The following is an 18,167-nucleotide window of genomic DNA, read 5'->3' as shown; positions in this document are numbered from 1 at the left end:
CGGCGGGAGTAGAAGACCCGCCCTTGAGGAGGAGATGTCATGAGATTGATGAAACTGCTGACGACCGCAGCGATGCTGGCGTCGATGGCGTTCGCCGCTCCGGCCGGCGCCCAGGACAAGGGCCTCGTCGGCGTTGCCATGCCGACGAAGTCATCAGCGCGCTGGATCGCCGACGGCGACAACATGGTGAAGGTGCTGCAGGAGCGCGGCTACGAGACGGATCTGCAGTACGCGGAAGACGACGTGCCTAATCAGCTGTCGCAGATCGAGAACATGATCGTGAAGGGCGCCAAGGTGCTGGTCATCGCATCGATCGACGGCACGACCCTTTCCGACGTCCTGCAGCAGGCGGCCGACCAGGGCATCAAGGTCATCGCCTATGACCGCCTGATCCGTGACAGCGCTAACGTCGACTACTACGCCACATTCGACAACTTCCAGGTCGGCGTGCTGCAGGCACAGTCCCTCGTCGACGGCTTGAAGGCCAGCGGCAAGGAAGGCCCCTGGCACATCGAACTCTTTGGCGGCTCGCCGGACGACAACAATGCCTACTTCTTCTATGACGGCGCGATGAGCGTGCTGCAGCCGATGATCGACAGCGGCGAGCTCGTTGTCGGCAGCGGCCAGACGGGTATGGACAAGGTGGCGACGCTTCGCTGGGACGGTGCGACTGCGCAGGCGCGCATGGACGCGCTCCTGAGTTCGACCTATGCCGACAAGCGCGTCGATGCGGTGCTGTCGCCCTATGACGGCATCTCCATCGGTATCCTGTCGTCGCTGAAGGGCGTCGGCTACGGTTCCGGCGACATGCCCATGCCGATCGTCTCCGGCCAGGATGCGGAAGTGCCTTCGGTAAAGTCCATCCTTGCCGGCGAACAGTACTCGACGATTTTCAAGGATACCCGCGAGCTTGCCAAGGTGACGGTCGACATGGTCGATGCCGTGATGGGTGGCAAGGAGCCGGAAGTCAACGACACCAAGACCTATGACAACGGCGTCAAGGTCGTACCGTCCTACCTCTTGAAGCCGGTGGTCGTGAACAAGGACAACTGGGAAGAAGTGCTTGTTGGCAGCGGCTACTACACCGCCGACCAGATCAAGTAAGGCATCGGAAGGCGCCCGATGAGGGCGCCTTCATCTCACACGGAGTTCCGGATGCTTGCACCCGTGGTTTCGGCGGATCGACCGCCCATTCTCGAGATGCGTGGCATCTCGAAATCATTTGGCGCCGTTAAGGCGCTTTCCGACGTTAGCTTCACCGTGCGCGAAGGAGAGATTCACGCGTTGGTCGGGGAAAACGGAGCGGGAAAATCGACCCTGATGAAGGTCCTCTCCGGCGTCTATCCGCATGGCAGCTACGAAGGCTCGATCCTGTTCGACGGTCACGAGCGCCAATTCCGCGACATCAACGATTCCGAAGCGCTCGGCATCATCATCATCCATCAGGAACTGGCACTCATTCCGCTGATGTCGATCGCGGAGAACATCTTCCTGTCGAACCCGCCGTCGCGCTTCGGCATCATCGACAGGTCGGCCGTCCACGAGCGCACAAAGGCGCTGCTTGCAAAAGTCGGCCTCAGCGAAGCACCGGACACGCTGATCACCAATATGGGCGTCGGCAAACAGCAACTGGTGGAAATCGCCAAGGCGCTGTCGAAGGACGTGCGCCTGCTGATCCTCGACGAACCGACTGCGAGCCTCAATGAAAAGGACAGCGCGGCCTTGCTCGAACTTCTCAAGGAGTTCCGGGAGCAGGGCATCACGTCGATCCTTATCTCGCACAAGCTCAACGAGATTTCCGCCGTCGCCGATCGCATCACCGTGCTGCGTGACGGCCGGACCGTCGGAACGCTCGACTGCCATGACGGCGTGGTGGAGGAGGACGAGATCATCCGCCGGATGGTCGATCGGGACCTGGAGAGCCGATACCCCACGCGGGAGCCGAAGATCGGCGAGTTGATCTTCGAGGTGGCGAACTGGTCCGTCTACCATCCGCAGCATTCCGAACGGCAGGTGGTGAAGAAGGTTTCCATGCAGGTGCGGGCAGGGGAGGTCGTCGGCATCTCCGGGCTCATGGGAGCCGGCCGCACCGAGTTCGCCATGAGCGTCTTCGGACGGTCCTGGGGCCGCAACATCACCGGCACGGTGCGTATCCGCGGGCAGGAGGTCGATCTTTCCGACGTCCACAAGGCGATCAAGGCGGGCCTTGCTTACGTCACGGAAGACAGGAAGCAACTCGGCCTCATCCTGCCGGAGGACATCCGCAAGAACATCTCTCTCGCCCATCTCGGCGGCGTTTCGACGCGTGCCGTCATCGACGACATCCGGGAGATGAAGGTGGCGCAGGAGTTCCGCAACCGCATGCGCATCCGCAGCCACAACGTCTACCAGGAAACCGGAAAGCTTTCCGGCGGCAACCAGCAGAAAGTAGTATTGTCCAAGTGGCTGTTCACCGGCCCGGACGTGTTGATCCTCGATGAGCCCACCCGCGGGATCGATGTCGGCGCCAAGTACGAGATCTATTCGATCATCAACGAACTGGCGGACGCCGGTAAGGCTGTCATCGTGATATCGTCTGAAATGCCGGAACTGATCGGCATCTGCGACAGGATCATGGTGATGCACGAGGGCGATTTCGTCGGGGAGGTGGCCGGAGAGGAGGCCACGCAGGAAAACATCATGCGCGCCATCATGCGCCGCAAGGAGAGGGATCAATGAGCAACCCGCCCAATACCATGGCTGCCCCGCAGCGCGGCACCGGGTTCTGGAAGGAGAACCTGCGCGAATACGGGATGATGATCTCGCTGGTCGCCATCGTCGTCTTCTTCTATTTCACGACCGACGGCGTGATCCTCAAGCCGCTCAACCTCACCAACATCATCCTGCAGAACAGCTATATCGTCATCATGGCGCTGGGCATGCTGATGGTGATCGTCACCGGCCATATCGACCTGTCCGTGGGCTCGGTCGCCGGCTTCATCGGTGCCGTCGCCGCGATGCTGATGGTGCAGTACGACGTTCACTTCGTGATTGCGGCAATCCTCTGCCTGGTGCTGGGCGGGGTAATCGGTGCCATACAGGGCTTCTGGGTCGCCTACTTCAAGATCCCGTCCTTCATCGTGACGCTCGCGGGCATGCTGGTCTTCCGCGGCCTGATGATCGCCGTGCTCAGCGGCCGTTCGATCGGGCCGTTCGATCCGACCTTCCAGAAGCTCTCGTCCGGCTATATCCCGGAGATGGTGAGCTCGGCCAACGGCATCTATGTCACCTCGCTGGTGCTTGGACTGGGGCTTGCGGTGCTGCTCGTGTGGCAGAACTTCAAGAGCCGGGCGCGGCGCATCTCGCATGACGTGGAGACTGAACCCTTCGGCTTCTTCCTCGTCAAGAACCTCGTGATCTTCGCGATCATCGGCTATCTGGCCTATCTCATCGCCTCCCATCGCGGCATGCCCAACGTGCTGATCATCATGGCGCTCCTGATCGCGGCCTATGCCTTCTTCACGAACCGGACGATCTTCGGGCGGCAGATCTACGCGGTGGGCGGCAACGAGAAGGCGGCGGCGCTCTCCGGCATCAAGACGGCGCGGCTGACCTTCTTCACCTTCGTCAACATGGGGGTCCTGGCAGCTCTTGCGGGCCTTGTCTTCGCTGCTCGTCTGAATACGGCGACGCCGAAGGCCGGCCTCGGTTTCGAACTCGACGTCATCGCCGCCTGCTTCATCGGCGGCGCCTCGGCCTATGGCGGCGTCGGCAAGGTGACGGGTGCGGTGATCGGCGCCTTCATCATGGGCGTGATGAACAACGGCATGTCGATCCTCGGCATCGGCATCGATTACCAGCAGGTGATCAAGGGACTGGTCCTGCTCGGTGCCGTCTGCGTCGACGTCTACAACCAGCGCCGCTGAGGATCGGGAAACGCGCAAGGCGAGGCTTGCCTTGGCAGGCCTTCCTCGTTTGTAACCGCGTCGTTCGGAACCGGCCGCAGGTCCGCGCGTTCGCCCGTCTTTACGGAGAACGACATGCAGGATCGTCCGCGTTTCGAATGGCTGGCGCGTGCCGGATATGCGGCGCGGGGCGTCGTCTATATCCTCGTCGGCGGCATGGCGCTGCTTTCGACCCTGGGGGGCGGCGAGGCGGATTCGCGCTCGGCGCTGGAACTGGTGCTCGACACGCCCTTCGGCGCCATCTGGCTGGGGCTGATCGGCATCGGCTTGATCGGCTTCATCGTGTGGCGGCTGGCGCAGGCTTTCCTCAACGCCGATCAGCATGAAAACGACGCCCAGGGCCTCGTCATCCGGGCAGCCCTCCTCGTCAGTGCGGCTACCTATACCGGTCTGGCCTCCTATGCCATCGGCCAGGCGTTGAAAATTTCTTTCGGCGCCGGATCCGGCAACAGCCAGGAAAGCTGGACCGCCTGGCTGATGCAGCAGCCTTTCGGCCCCTACCTCGTAGCGGCGGTCGGGCTTGCTGTGATCGGCGCCGGCATGGTGCAGATCGTCAAGGGTGTAACGCGGCGCTACGAGAAGTTCGTCCGCATCAGCGGCCGGCACAAGCGGTTGCTCGAGCTCTTCTGCATCTATGGCCTTGCCGCCCGCGGCGCAATCTTCGTCATTCTGGGCGGCTTCTTCCTTTACGCGGCCTGGGCCGTCGATCCGGGGCAGGCGGGGAGCACGGCGGATGCGCTGGCCTGGGTGCGGGGACTGCCCTTCGGGGGCCTGCTCTACGCTCTTGCGGCGCTCGGGCTTTTTGCCTTCGGTGCCTATGGTGTGGTCGAGGCCAGGTATCGCATTATCCGGGAACCCTCACTAAGTGATGCCAAGCACGCGCTGCGGACCTGAGCCGCGGCATAATCTTCAGCGGAGTGACGGATGGCGTTCCATCAAAGGGTCAGCCGAAAGATCGTTGACCGGATCATGACGTTCGAGCCGGTGAGCCTGATCCTGTTTGCCGTCGCGGCCGGCGGACTATTCCTGTTCCTGCAACTCACCGGTGAGGTGATCGAGGGCGACACGCACGCGTTCGACGAACGGCTGCTCCTGCTGCTGCGTTCCGCCGACGATCCGGCAACCCCGATCGGCCCGTACTGGCTGTCGCATGCGATGGACGACATCACCGCGCTTGGTGGCACGGCGGTGCTTTCGCTGATGACCATCATGGTGACGGGCTACCTTCTTTTGGCACGGCGCAGGGCGATCGCCGTCTTCACGCTCGCCTCGGTGGCCGGAGGCTGGGCGCTGAGCGCGGCGCTGAAGCTGGGGGTGGCGCGGCCGCGGCCGGACATCGTCCCGCATCTCGTCGAGGTCTACGATCTCAGCTTCCCGAGCGGCCACGCCATGGTCTCAGCCGCCACCTACCTGACGCTGGGGGCGCTCCTCTCCCGTGCCCAGCCGACGCGGGTAACGCGCCTCTACATGATCGGCGTCGCCGTCTTTCTGACATTCATCATCGGTTTGAGCAGGGTCTTTCTCGGTGTACACTACCCGACGGATGTCCTCGGCGGCTGGTGCGCCGGCGCGACCTGGGCGTTGGTCTGCTGGCTGGTCGCCCGCCGTTATATCGCCCAAACACCGGGCTAAGCGCATGACCGGCCGGTGGGAAAAACGAGGTTGGCGCTTGAGCGAAGCGGCATCAACCTCTAAGCCTTGGGCGGCTGGACCCATGGCTCAGCGAAAATCAGGTGGGACACGTTGATCGATCCATACGATACCCTCGGTGTTGCCCGGGACGCCGATACCGCACAGATCAAGACCGCGTATCGCAAGCGCGCCAAGAACGCCCATCCGGACACGGGGGGCGATGCCGACGCGTTCTCCAAACTGAAGATCTCCTTCGAGATTTTGTCCGATCCCGTGCGCCGCAAGGTCTTCGATGAAACCGGCTATGATCCGACATTGGCCGATACCAAGGATCTCGAAGGGCTGCTGGTTCTCGAAGGACTGATCAACGACTTCATTCTGGACGAGCGGGAGCCCGGCAGCTTCGATCCCGTGGCGGCGATGCGACGCAAGCTGACCGACAAGATCGTCAATGTGCGCTTTCACATCCTGGAGCTCGAGCGGCACCGCGCGCGCATCCGCAACCACCTGGACCGGATCGGCAAACGACCGGAGACCGACTTCCTCGGCAGCATGATGCGGGCACGCAGCGATTCCATTACCGACGCGATCACCAAGGCGGAGGCGCAGATCGCGACGATCGAGCAGGCTTACCAGATGCTCGAGGGCTATTCCTACGAGATCGAGGTGGAAGCGAAAAGCGCCGCCGAGTGATGTGCGCTACTGGTCTGCGCCGCCGTGCCTCCTAGCTTTATGGACGGAGCGAGAATGGAGGCGGCGATGGTGATCGAACATTTCTTCCTGTCGGAGAATGGCTGGGTTCCCAACAATGCGCATCTGCCGGTTATCGGCTACCGCGGAGTCGCGCCGGATGAGGGCGGCGACCTTGCGAGGACCTTCGAGCGAACTTTCGCCGGCAATCATTGGCAGGGAACCTGGCGGAACGGTATCTTCGACTACCACCATTACCACACCATGGCCCATGAGGTGCTGGGGATCGCTCGCGGCCACGGCGTCGTGATGCTCGGCGGTCCTGGCGGGCGGGAGATCGAGGTTTCCGCCGGAGATTGCCTGATCCTGCCGGCTGGCACCGGCCATTGCCGGATCTCCGCAAGCGAGGATTTCCTGGTAGTCGGCGGCTATCCGCCGGGGCAGGACCCGGACCTTCGCCGAGAGGCGCCGGGGGAGGCGGGCCTTCACATCATCGCGACGCTGCCCTTGCCGGAGACCGATCCGCTTGGCGGTGATGCCGTCAGCAAGCTCTGGCAGAACGGCGGCTGAAACGGCGTATCAGCCCTTCCAGCGGAGATAGATCGTCGACAGCGGCGGCAGCGCCAGTTGCAGCGATTGTTCCTTCCCATGCGAAGGCACCGCTTCCGTCCAGGCCTGCACATTCCCGAGGTTCGATCCGCCATAACAGGTTGCGTCGGAGTTCAGCACCTCTTCCCATTGTCCCGCATGGGGAACCCCCACCCGGTAGCCGTGGCGGGGAACCGGTGTCATGTTGGACACGGCGAGGATGCAGGAGGAGCGGTCTTGCGGCCAGCGGAAGATGCCGAAGATCGAGTTTTCTGCATCGTCGCCCACCGCCCACTGGAAACCATCGGGATGAAGGTCGCCATATTGGAGGGCCGGCTCCGAGACGTAGAGACGATTGAGGTCGCGGATCAGCCGCTGTATCCCCGCATGCAGCGGATCGTCGAGCAGGTCCCAATGCACGGAGCTGTCGTGGTTCCACTCGCTCGACTGCGCAATCTCACCCCCCATGAAGAGCAGCTTCTTGCCTGGATGGGCCCACATGAAACCGAAATAGGCCCGAAGGTTGGCGTGCTTCTGCCATGTGTCGCCCGGCATCTTGCCCAGGAGCGAGCCTTTGCCATGCACGACCTCGTCGTGGGAGAGCGGCAGCATGAAGCGTTCCGAATAGGCATAGACCATGCCGAAGGTCATCATGCCGTGATGATATTTCCGGTAGACAGGATCCTCCTGCATGTAATGCAGGCTGTCATGCATCCAGCCCATGTTCCACTTGAAGTCGAAGCCTAAGCCGCCTTCCTCCGGCGGACGCGTGACGCCCGGCCAGGCCGTCGACTCCTCCGCCACCGTGAAGGCGTGCGGGCAGCGCTGGTGGATGATGCTGTTGAGGTGCTTGAAGAACTCCACAGATTCCAGATTCTCGCGACCGCCGTACTTGTTCGGGATCCACTCGCCGGCATTGCGGCTGTAGTCGCGGTAGAGCATGGAGGCGACAGCGTCGACGCGCAGCGCATCCACATGGTAGTGCTCCAGCCATTCCAGGGCGCTGGCGATCAGGAAGCCTTTCACCTCGTTGCGTCCGAGGTTGTAGATCAGCGTGTTCCAGTCCTTGTGAAAGCCCTCCCGCGGATCCTCGTGCTCATAGAGCGCGGTGCCGTCGAAGCGGGCGAGGCCCCAGACGTCGGTCGGGAAATGCGCCGGCACCCAGTCGAGGATGACGCCCAGTCCCGCGGCATGGCAGCGGTCGACGAAATAGGCGAAGTCCTCCGGGGTGCCGTAACGCCCGGTCGGTGCGAAGAGCCCGAGCGGCTGATACCCCCAGGAGCCGCCGAACGGGTGCTCCATGATCGGCAGAAGCTCGATATGGGTGAAACCGAGGTCGGCGGCATACGGGATCAGCCGCTGGCTGAGTTCGATCCAGTCGAGGTTGCGGTTGCCTTCTTCCGGCACCCTCAGCCATGACTCCAGATGGACTTCATAGACGGACATCGCGCCTTTGCCCTCCCGCGCGTCGTGGCGGCGCATCCATTCGTCGTCACTCCAGCGGAAGGGTATATTGGACGCGACGATGGAAGCGGTGGAGGGTGCCGCTTCGCTCGCACGCGCGACCGGGTCCGCCTTCTGCGGAAGCGTGTGGCCGTTGCGGTCCACGATCTCGAACTTGTAGCGTTCACCTGGGCCCAGCCGCGGCAAGAAGATCTCCCAAATTCCGGCGAATGGGCGCAGGCGCATCGGATGGCGTCGGCCGTCCCACGCGTTGAAGTCGCCGACAACAGAGACACGACGCGCATTCGGCGCCCAGACGGCGAAGCGCACGCCGGAGACGCCATCGACATCCATAGGCTGTGCCCCGAGTGTCCTGCCCAAGTCGTAGTGGGTGCCTTGAGAAATCAGATGAAGATCGAGATCCCCAAGCAATGGCCCAAAGGAGTAGGGGTCTTCGGTCTCCTGGACCGCATCCGGCCAGTGGATCCGGAGCCGGTAGGTGCCGCGCCCGCCAATGTCTGCCGCATACAGCCCGCCGTCGAAGACCTGTTCCATTCGAGCGATGATGGCATCAGTTTCGCCATCGACGACTTCCACCATTGACGCACCGGGCAACAACGCGCGGACCACGTTGGTCTGTCCCACGGAATGGCGGCCAAGTATTGCAAAGGGATCGCCATGACGTCCTTCCACCAGCGCATGCAGGGCGCCAGCGTCGATATTGGCGAGCAGTTCTGCGCGCTCAAGGTTCATTCGGAGTTCTCCATGAGCCTCATTGAAATGTCAGAGAAGCCTTCGAGCGGGATCGGCAGCCATTTCGGCCGGTTGCGCGCCTCGTACGCGATCTCATACGCCGCCTTCTCCAGAAGGAACAGGTCCAACAGCGCCTCGCGGGTGGCTTCGTCCATGTTCAGCGCTGACGCTTCGGCTACGGCGTCGAAGTACCGTTGGCGGAATGCCTGCTCTGCCTCCCGCCGGAAGATACTGACGATCTCATGGCGTCGTGCCTGATCGGTATCAACGACTACGTCCTGCTCCAGGTCCGCCGTCGCGGCCAGATAGCTCAGCGAGCGCAGGAGACCTGCAACATCGCGCAACGGGCTCGATTTGGCACGCCGATCGGCAAGATCCCGGGCGGGTTCACCTTCGAAATCGATGAGGTAGGCATCGCTTTCGGCAACGAGGATCTGGCCAAGATGGAAATCACCGTGATGCCGGGTCATCAAGGCGCCGACCGCCGTGTGGGCAAGTTTCGCCGCGGCACGCAGAAGCTCGTCCCGGCGGTCGAGCAGAGGCTGCACGAGCTGCGTGACCCCAGGTTCGAGACCTCCCACTTCGTTCGCCAGGATGTCCAGCGCGTTCGTGATCTGGAGGGTTACCGATTGCCGCCATGCCTCGATGTCCGCTGACGTCGCTTTCAGCGGCTTGAAGTCCGGATCGCCGGTGTCTTGCGCAAGCGCCACATGGAGTTCGCCGAGCCTCTGTCCCACCGTGCCGGCGAAATCCACGAGCGGCTGGAACTGGTCCTGGATCACCTCGTCCTCGCCGCTCGCCACGAGGATTTCGTCCATGCCGCGGCGCAGATTGCTCAGCATCCACGTCCAGGCATCACCCTGGTTGCGGATTGCGCCCTGGATGATGATCAGCGTGTAGCGGCTGCCGTCGGGTGCTATCCGTGCCACTTCGCCCAGCAGCGGAGCGGTGTTTGAATATCCCACCTTCGTCAGGTAGCGAGTCATTTCGACTTCCGGATGGACGCCCGGGAAGATGTGGCGGATGAGCTTGATCATCGCCGTATCACCGACGATCAGCGAACTGTTCGACTGCTCTGCCGAAAGCCAGTGCACCTGCATCTCGTCAGTGATGCCCATGCAGTCGAGGTTTTCTGTGCCGACAAATTCCAACGTTCCGGCCCGCCCCGAAACCCGCGACCTTTCGCACAGGGCGCGGATGATGCCGCGCGCCATGCTTTCCATCGCAAATCCGTCTGTCAGGAAGCCGACGCGACGTCCCTGGCGGATGCGGCCGAGCGCGAGCTGCTGCACAAGGGCGGTAGGATGGGTCTCGTCCCAGGCTGCTGCGAGCGGAAGGAGGTAGGTCTCCGTATGGCCTTCGAGATCGGCTTCCAGTTCCCCGAGAAGGACGTTGCCGCCAAAGGGGAGAGGCGTCGCCGACACCAGCCTCACCCCGTTCAGCTGCTCGCCTTTTGAGCCGAACCAGCGGCGCTTCGAGACATAGGCCGGCAGGATATCCCGCGAGAGGGTGGCTGCCAGCCGCGGCTCCTCCACAAGCTCATGCAGGTCGCGGCGCACGACCATGGTGACGAGGTCGGGAAGCTGCTGCGGCGGTTCGTTCCGCCAGGCCGGACCGTCGGCCTCGGCCACCAACTGGAACCAGAAGAAGCCGTAGGGCGGCAGGGTCAAGAGGTAGGTCAGCTGACCGATCGGCGGGAAGGGCGACATGCCGGTCAGCTCGATCGGTACGCGTCCTTCGAACTCGGAAAGATCGAGCTCGACTGCCTGCGGCAGGCGCGAGAGGTTGGCGACGCACATGATCGTCTCGCCCTGGTATTCTCGGAGGTAGGCGAGGATTTTCCGGTTTCCGGGAGCCAGGAAACGGAGGGTGCCGCGGCCGAAGGCGGCGTGCTTGCCGCGCAGCGCCAGCATCCGGCGTGTCCAGTTGAGCAGCGAGTGGGCGTCTGCTGCCTGCGCCTCGACGTTGACTGCTTCGTATCCGTAGAGAGGGTCCATGATCGGCGGCAGTACGAGACGGGCGGGATCAGCCTTGGAGAAGCCGCCATTGCGGTCCGGCGACCATTGCATCGGCGTCCGCACACCATCCCGATCGCCCAGATAGATGTTGTCGCCCATTCCTATTTCGTCGCCGTAGTAGAGGACCGGGGTGCCGGGCATGGAAAGGAGAAGCGCGTTCATCAACTCTATTCGGCGGCGGTCGCGTTCCATCAACGGCGCAAGCCGGCGGCGGATGCCGAGATTGATCCGGGCGCGCCGGTCGGCGGCATAGGTGTTCCACAGGTAATCGCGTTCCTCGTCCGTCACCATTTCGAGCGTCAACTCGTCGTGATTGCGCAGGAAGATCGCCCACTGGCAGTTCTCCGGGATTTCCGGCGTCTGCCGCATGATGTCGGTGATCGGAAAGCGATCCTCCTTGGCGATCGCCATGTACATGCGCGGCATCAGCGGGAAATGGAACGCCATGTTGCATTCGTCGCCATCGCCGAAATACTCGCTGGTATCTTCGGGCCATTGATTGGCCTCCGCGAGCAGCATCTTTCCCGGATGGGTCGAGTCCAGTGCACCACGAATCTTCTTCAGGATCTCGTGGGTCTCGGGCAGGTTCTCGTTGATCGTGCCCTCGCGCTCGATCAGATAGGGGATCGCGTCCAGCCGGAAGCCGTCGATGCCGGTTTCGAGCCAGAAACGCATCACCTGCAGCAGTTCTTCCAGCACAGCCGGATTGTCGAAGTTGAGATCCGGCTGATGGGAATAGAAACGGTGCCAGTAATAGGCGCCCGCTACCGGATCCCAGGTCCAGTTCGATTTCTCCGTATCGAGGAAGATGATCCGCGTCTCGGGAAACTTCTGGTCGGTGTCAGACCAAACGTAGAAATCGCGCTCCTGCGATCCGGGCGGCGCGTGGCGGGCGCGCTGGAACCACGGATGCTGATCGGAGGTGTGGTTGATGACGAGCTCGATGATGACCCGGATGCCTCGTTCGTGGGCTGCGTCGACGAAGGCCCGGAAGTCGTCCATCGTTCCGTAGTCGGGGCTGACATCGCCATAGTCGGCGATATCGTAGCCATCGTCCCGGCGAGGCGAAGGAAAGAAGGGTAGAAGCCAGATCGCGGTCGCCCCGAGCGACGCGATGTGGTCCAGCTTCTCGTGCAGCCCCTTGAAGTCACCGATCCCGTCGCCGTTGGCGTCGAAAAACGACTTGATGTGAAGCTGGTAGATTATGGCATCCTTGTACCACAGGGGATCGTTGACGATCTGAGCCTGCGACTGCAGGGTATCCATTCGGTTCCTCCCTTATCTCACACGCCAGACGGCGAACGGCATGTCCGCCTCCAGCCGCAGCCGCTGCCGTTTCCCGGTCCAAGTGAAGGCGTTGCCCGAGATCAGGTCCTCCATGGGAAGCGATCCGTGGTCGGGCAGGTTCCACGACCAGAGGGGGATTTCGACATCCGCCTCCTGCGCGTTATACGGATCGAGGCTGATCGCGATGAGCAGCACGTTCTCGCGGCCGGCGCTCGCCTTCTCGAAGAACATCACGTTGTCGTTCCAGGCCGTCAGGAGCGTGAGGCCGAGGTGCGAGTGGAGGGCCGGATTTTCCTTGCGGATACGGTTCAGGAGCCCGATCTCGTGCTTGATGTTGCCGGGGCGGTCCCAGTCCCAGGCCCGTATTTCGTACTTCTCGCTGTCGGCATATTCCTTGCGCTTGGCGTCGGGCCGGCCTTCGCAGAGTTCGAAGCCGTTGTAGACGCCCCAGAGGCCGGAAAGCGTCGCAGCCAGGGCGGCCCGGATCAGGTAGGCGGGCCGGGGCGCGTTCTGCAGGAACTCGGGGTTGATGTCGTGCGTGTTGACGAAGAAGTGCGGACGGAAGAAGTCCTTCGGCGCTTCCGTGGTGATCTCGCGCATGTACTGCTCGAGCTCCCATTTGGTGTTGCGCCAGGTGAAGTAGGTGTAGGATTGCGAGAAGCCGATCTTCGCCAGCCGGTACATCACCTTCGGCTTGGTGAAGGCCTCCGACAGGAAGATCACATCGGGATGACGCGAACGGATGTCGGCGATCAGCCATTCCCAGAAGGGAAATGGCTTGGTGTGGGGGTTATCGACGCGGAAGAGCTTGACGCCCTGGTCCACCCACATCTGAACGATGTCGCGCAGTTCCTGCCAGAGAGACGGAACGGCATCCTTGGCGTAGAAGTCGACGTTGACGATGTCCTCGTACTTCTTCGGCGGGTTTTCTGCGTAGCGGATCGTGCCGTCCGGACGCCAGTCGAACCAGCCGGGATGCTCTTTTAGCCAGGGATGATCCGGCGAGGCCTGGATCGCGAGGTCGAGAGCGATTTCCAGTCCGTGGTCCTGGGCGGCCGCTACCAGCCGACGGAAGTCTTCGAAGGTCCCGAGTTCCGGATGGATCGCATCATGTCCTCCATCCTCCGATCCGATAGCGTAAGGGCTGCCGGGGTCTCCCGGAAGCGCCTTGAGGCTGTTGTTGCGCCCCTTGCGGTTGGTGGAGCCGATCGGATGGATGGGCGGGAAGTAGAGGACGTCGAAACCCATTTCCCGGATTGCGGGAAGCCGATTGATGACGTCGTCGAAAGTTCCGTGACGGTTCGGGTCGCCGCTCTGCGAGCGGGGAAAGATCTGGTACCAACTGGCGAATGACGCTCCGAGCCGCTCCGCATCCAGCGGGATGATCTGCGAGCGTAGCCTGAAGGGCCGGCGATCGGCTCTTGCCATGAGCTCGGATGTCTCGTGGGCGAGCAGGAGCTCGATCCGTCGCGATTCCGCCGCACCATCCATCTCATCGAGCAGCGCTCGAAGCTCGGCCTCCAAATCGGGACTCGCCGAAGCGAGCGCCTCCCGGACAAGGTTTATACCCTCCTGGATCTCCAGCGTCAGGTCCAGCCGTGCGTCATGCTTCTTGGTGAATTCGTATCGGAAGATGGCAAAGGGGTTGCGCCAGGCTTCGATCGCGAATTCATGGCGCCCCATGCGCCTCGGCGTGAATTCGCCCCGCCAGCGGTCGTTCTCGAACAACTGCATGCGGACTTCCTGCCACTCGTCCTCATCGGCAGCCCGCCAGAGCAGTACGGCCGCAAGCGGATCATGGCCGTCGCCGAAGATGTCGGCTTCGACACGGACCGTCTCCCCGACCACGCGCTTGACGGTGAAGCGACCTTCGTCGACGGACGGCGTGATCTTCTCGATCGCCAGGCGCGGTGCGGCGGCGGCGACGTCGATATCGGGCAGCGGCGAGGCGGACAGGATGGGTGCAGACACACGCCCTTCCAGTATCCGTACCTCGCCGGGCTTCAGGCGCGGCCCCGAGTGCCCCTCGACCTCTGTCAGGGGAAGGAAGGAGGAGGCGACCTGGTTGACGGCGTTAAGCGGAGGCGGCGCGGTTTGCCGCAGATCGCGGTTGACCAGAATCACGCGTAGCTTCTCCGAACTCCGCACGTCTTCGCGATTGGACTGGATGAGGGCGACCGCCGGGGTGTGGGTCGCCGCAATCAGAGTGAAGGGGCGCAGGCGGAACGGTTCCTGATCCTGTCGCAGCATCTCGTTCGTGGCGCGGATATCGCTGCAAATATCAAAGGAGGACTGGTCACGAAGGCCGGCGAGACCCAGCCCGTCGCCATGCATCTGATCGAGAGGCTTGGAGGCGCCGAACTCGAAACCCATCGGCACCATCAGGCCGCTACCGAAGCAAGCCGCAAGCTTCAGGGCCCGCAGCGACTTTCGCTGGAGGACCTCGCAGCTTTCGGTCCCGTGGGCGAGCCGCTTGCCGAAGGGAGGCTCCGGGAAGGTGATCTGGTGGCCGAGCGCGCGCTGGACCTCGTGTTCTTCCGCGAGCCATCTGGACTGCAGGTCCCACCACGCAAAGGAGGAGAAGCAGCCGTCGAAACCAGCACCGCGCAGCGCTCGCCTGCGCTCGAAGTCAGTGCCGGGCGTCCAGGCAAAGAACTCCGTCTCAGCCTTGCGAGCCCTGGTGGCCTTGATCAGCGACGCCCAGGCTTCCTCGGGCACCCGCTCCACGCCAAGGCAGCGGAAGCCTGAAATCCCTGCTTCAACGAGCGTCCCGATCCGCTGACGCCATTCCTCCAGGTAGTGATAGGTGGCATCGCTGGGCGACAGATCCAAGGAGCGGCTGCAGTTGCATTCGGGCGAAACACGCGGGTCGGCGGCTATCCGGTCGGTACCGCGCTCCTCCTGCGCCACCCGGTCGATGACCAGATCGAGCATCAGCCGAAGCTGGTATCCACGGGCGAGCGCCGTGAGGCGCGAGAGCGAGGAGGAGACGTCCGCGCCCAGGTCGAGCTCCGGCTCCAACCGGTCGAAACCGCCGGAAACGAAGATGCTGGAGTTCGTGCCGCGCTGGAAAAGCGGCGCCGTCAGGACGGTGTCGAAGCCGAGCGCCTGCGCGTGCGCGAAAACCTGCTCCCAGGCGTCGTAGCCCTTCAGCTGAAGCGGGTGGACGTAATAGATCCTGGGAGGCTGTGTGACACGGGAGACCGGAGCATCGAGCGTCGGAATTGTATTCATCGCGGGGGCCTTGCGTTTGGCTTCGTGAGCTAAACGAGAAGGCCCTTGCGTTGTTCCAGCCGGATCGGGACTACATCAGTTGTGCCTCAGCGACGGCGTCCTTGAACTTTTCGCGCGCCGCTTCGGCACTCTCGCGACCGTCCAGCGCGGCCAGGCAGGCGTAACGCGCCTTTATGAATCTGGGACCCTTTATATTGGGCCAGTGGTGGTCCAGGAGATCGAGGGCCTCGAAGGCGCTGGACACGGCGGTGACACTGGTATTCACCGGTCTCTGCCAAACGTCGTTCTGCATATCATCCTCCCATGATGTCTCAGGTCTTTGGCCGGATCGGCCGCGACGTCCAATGAACGCCCAGGAGTTGCAGCAGTTGCACTGCCAAGGAAGTGTAACATGATCTCGGCGGGAGCCTACCGCTATTTTGCCTGATCCGAGAACGAGGGCGTCCTAAAGGGAAAAGCCCGGCCTTTCCGGGAGGCCGGGCTGAGACGTGGCGATCGTTTGCTTAGAAGTCTATGCCACCAGCGGGCATTGCCGGAGCAGCTTCCTTCTTCGGCTTCTCGGCGATCATGGCTTCGGTCGTGACGAGCAGACCGGCCACCGAGGCTGCGTCCTGCAGCGCGGTGCGAACTACCTTGGCCGGATCGATCACACCCATGGCATAGAGGTCGCCGTATTCGTTGGTCTGAGCGTTCCAGCCGAAGGAGAATTCGGCCTTCTCGCGCAGCTTGCCGACAATGATGGAACCCTCGGCGCCGGCATTCTCGGCGATCTGGCGGACCGGAGCCTCGATGGCGCGGCGGACGATCTCGACGCCGACCTGCTGGTCCGCATTGGCCGTCTTGACCGCATCAAGCGCCTTCACCGCCCGCAGCAGGGCGACACCGCCGCCGGGAAGGATGCCTTCCTCGACGGCCGCGCGGGTTGCATGCAGCGCGTCGTCGACGCGGTCCTTCTTTTCCTTCACTTCGACTTCCGTCGAGCCGCCGACGCGGATCACGGCAACGCCGCCGGCGAGCTTGGCCAGGCGCTCCTGCAGCTTCTCGCGGTCGTAGTCCGAGGTGGTCTCCTCGATCTGGGCGCGGATCTGGTTGGCGCGTCCGTCGATCTCAGCCTTGGAACCTGCGCCGTCGATGATCGTGGTGTTTTCCTTCTCGATGGACACCTTCTTGGCGCGACCAAGCATGTTGAGGGTCACGTTCTCGAGCTTGATGCCGAGGTCTTCGGAGATCACCGTGCCGCCCGTCAGGATGGCGATGTCCTCGAGCATGGCCTTGCGGCGGTCGCCGAAGCCCGGAGCCTTGACGGCAGCAACCTTGAGACCGCCGCGCAGCTTGTTGACGACGAGCGTCGCAAGCGCTTCGCCTTCGACGTCCTCGGCGATGATGAGAAGCGGCTTGCCCGACTGAACGACGGCTTCGAGAACCGGCAGCAGGGCCTGCAGGTTGGAGAGCTTCTTCTCGTGGATCAGGATGTAGGGATCCTCGAGTTCGACGCGCATCTTGTCCTGGTTGGTAACGAAGTAGGGCGAGAGATAACCGCGGTCGAACTGCATGCCTTCGACGACTTCCAGTTCGGTTTCGGCAGTCTTGGCTTCCTCGACCGTAATGACGCCCTCATTGCCGACCTTCTGCATCGCTTCGGCGAGATAACGGCCGATCTCGGTGTCGCCATTGGCGGAGATGGTGCCGACCTGGGCGATCTCGGAATTGTTGGAGATCTTTCGGGCGTTGCTCTTCAGTTCATTCACGACAGCATCCACCGCGAGATCGATGCCACGCTTCAGGTCCATCGGGTTCATCCCCGAGGCCACAGCCTTGGCACCTTCCTTGACGATGGCCTGGGCTAGAACGGTCGCGGTCGTGGTGCCGTCGCCAGCGAGATCATTGGTCTTGGAGGCGACTTCGCGCAGCATCTGTGCGCCCATGTTCTCGAACTTGTCCTCCAGTTCGATTTCCTTGGCGACGGAAACGCCGTCCTTGGTGATGCGCGGTGCGCCGAAGGACTTGTCGATCACAACGTTGCGGCCCTTCGGACCAAGCGTGACCTTTACCGCGTTGGCAAGAACATCGACCCCCCGCAGCATGCGTTCGCGGGCATCGGTGTGGAATTTGACTTCTTTAGCAGCCATGGTTCACTCCTCTATAGGCAGCTGGTTATGACTGATGCTGGCCTCAGGCGGCCTTCTTCTCGGCGACCCGGGCTTCGATGACACCCATCACGTCGCTTTCCTTCATGATCAGAAGGTCCTCGCCGTCGATCTTGATCTCGGTGCCAGACCACTTGCCGAACAGGATGCGGTCACCCACCTTCACGTCGAGCACCTGGATCTGACCCTGCTCGTTGCGGGCTCCGGGGCCGACGGCGATGACTTCGCCTTCCTGCGGCTTTTCCTTGGCGGTGTCGGGAATGATGATGCCGCCCTTGGTCTTCTCCTCAGATTCGACCCGGCGCACCAGAATGCGATCATGAAGCGGTCGGAACGTCATGTTTTCCTCCTGGACAAACAATGATGATCAATCCCCCTACCGGACCGGATGACTGATCCGGACGGGTGCCGGTCCTCTATCGAGCAACCGG

Annotated in this window: 13 protein-coding genes; 7 read left to right on the top strand and 6 right to left on the bottom strand. The window is 62.6% G+C overall.

The features are described 5' to 3' along the window. Nucleotides 1-48 precede the first annotated feature (48 nt). From chvE to RTCK_RS01760, 7 genes are all read left to right on the top strand, one after another. Nucleotides 49-1,104 (top strand): multiple monosaccharide ABC transporter substrate-binding protein, encoded by a 1,056-nt coding sequence (gene chvE, locus RTCK_RS01790; RefSeq protein ID WP_408004497.1) that lies wholly within the window; start codon nt 49-51, stop codon nt 1,102-1,104. A gap of 51 nt (nt 1,105-1,155) precedes the next feature. Beyond that, complete coding sequence (mmsA, locus tag RTCK_RS01785; RefSeq protein WP_142591145.1) at nt 1,156-2,718, top strand: multiple monosaccharide ABC transporter ATP-binding protein; 1,563 nt, start codon at nt 1,156-1,158, stop codon at nt 2,716-2,718. Beyond that, complete coding sequence (gene mmsB, locus RTCK_RS01780) at nt 2,715-3,905, top strand: multiple monosaccharide ABC transporter permease (RefSeq protein ID WP_142520214.1); 1,191 nt, start codon at nt 2,715-2,717, stop codon at nt 3,903-3,905. Before mmsA ends, mmsB begins: the two co-directional genes overlap by 4 nt. A gap of 114 nt (nt 3,906-4,019) precedes the next feature. Beyond that, a complete protein-coding gene (locus RTCK_RS01775) occupies nt 4,020-4,838 on the top strand; it encodes a DUF1206 domain-containing protein (RefSeq protein WP_142520215.1) in 819 nt (272 codons plus the stop codon). Between the two features lie 30 nt (nt 4,839-4,868). Then, nucleotides 4,869-5,576 (top strand): phosphatase PAP2 family protein, encoded by a 708-nt coding sequence (locus RTCK_RS01770; protein ID WP_142520216.1) that lies wholly within the window; start codon nt 4,869-4,871, stop codon nt 5,574-5,576. A 111-nt stretch (nt 5,577-5,687) separates the two neighbouring features. After that, a complete protein-coding gene (locus RTCK_RS01765) occupies nt 5,688-6,269 on the top strand; it encodes a J domain-containing protein (RefSeq protein WP_142591143.1) in 582 nt (193 codons plus the stop codon). Nucleotides 6,270-6,335: 66 nt separating this feature from the next. Beyond that, complete coding sequence (locus RTCK_RS01760; protein WP_142520218.1) at nt 6,336-6,836, top strand: cupin domain-containing protein; 501 nt, start codon at nt 6,336-6,338, stop codon at nt 6,834-6,836. A 9-nt stretch (nt 6,837-6,845) separates the two neighbouring features. On the opposite strand, the gene glgB is transcribed toward RTCK_RS01760, so the two are convergent. The 6 genes from glgB to groES all read right to left on the bottom strand — a co-directional run bounded on the left by glgB (nt 6,846) and on the right by groES (nt 18,076). Next, complete coding sequence (gene glgB, locus RTCK_RS01755; RefSeq protein WP_142591141.1) at nt 6,846-9,050, bottom strand: 1,4-alpha-glucan branching protein GlgB; 2,205 nt, start codon at nt 9,048-9,050, stop codon at nt 6,846-6,848. Continuing rightward, nucleotides 9,047-12,334, bottom strand: a complete 3,288-nt coding sequence (treS, locus tag RTCK_RS01750; protein ID WP_142591139.1) for a maltose alpha-D-glucosyltransferase — start codon at nt 12,332-12,334, stop codon at nt 9,047-9,049. Before treS ends, glgB begins: the two co-directional genes overlap by 4 nt. A gap of 12 nt (nt 12,335-12,346) precedes the next feature. After that, nucleotides 12,347-15,589 carry an alpha-1,4-glucan--maltose-1-phosphate maltosyltransferase gene (locus tag RTCK_RS01745; protein WP_142591137.1) on the bottom strand — a complete coding sequence of 1,081 codons (3,243 nt, stop codon included), beginning with the start codon at nt 15,587-15,589 and terminating at the stop codon, nt 12,347-12,349. 70 nt (nt 15,590-15,659) lie between these two features. After that, entirely contained in the window at nt 15,660-15,881 is a 222-nt protein-coding gene (locus RTCK_RS01740; protein WP_142591135.1) for a DUF982 domain-containing protein, read from the bottom strand. A gap of 211 nt (nt 15,882-16,092) precedes the next feature. Then, entirely contained in the window at nt 16,093-17,718 is a 1,626-nt protein-coding gene (gene groL / locus RTCK_RS01735; RefSeq protein WP_142591133.1) for a chaperonin GroEL, read from the bottom strand. Nucleotides 17,719-17,761: 43 nt separating this feature from the next. After that, entirely contained in the window at nt 17,762-18,076 is a 315-nt protein-coding gene (gene groES, locus RTCK_RS01730) for a co-chaperone GroES (protein ID WP_142591131.1), read from the bottom strand. Nucleotides 18,077-18,167 lie beyond the last annotated feature (91 nt).

The organism is Pseudorhizobium endolithicum (assembly GCF_902153245.2).
Taxonomy (GTDB): domain Bacteria; phylum Pseudomonadota; class Alphaproteobacteria; order Rhizobiales; family Rhizobiaceae; genus Neorhizobium; species Neorhizobium endolithicum.
Note: the sequence above shows the minus strand (reverse complement) of the source record. Positions and strands in the feature narration are given on the sequence as shown.